The 403-nt window shown below is 40.4% G+C and carries 1 protein-coding gene; it reads left to right on the forward strand.

The features are described from left to right. Positions 1-403: transposase (locus tag K9V48_RS30270; protein ID WP_224142361.1), on the forward strand; the 403-nt coding region annotated here is incomplete at both ends.

The following is a 403-nucleotide window of genomic DNA, read 5'->3' on the forward strand; positions in this document are numbered from 1 at the left end:
TAGAGGAAAAGGATATATATGCCTGTCCAATGGGATGTATTCTTTCCTATTCCACAACCGACCGTGATGGATATCGTCACTATAAATCAAAGAAAAGTGATTGTGAAGTTTGTCCTCTTCGTTCAGATTGTATGTCTTCCAAACAAAAACAACGTACGATTACGCGACATATTTGGGAAGGTTATAAAGAAATGACGCGCCAAAATAAGCGAACAATAGAAGGAAAACAATTATATCGACTTCGTTGTTCAAGCATTGAACGGAGTTTTGCCGATGCGAAAGAACTTCATGGCTATCGATACGCTCGATTTCGAGGGGTGAAGTCTGTCCAAGAGCAGGCTTTTATGACAGCCGCCTGTCAAAATATGAAAAAAATAGCCCTCCATCTCACCAAAAAGATGGG

Source organism: Metabacillus rhizolycopersici (assembly GCF_020075705.1).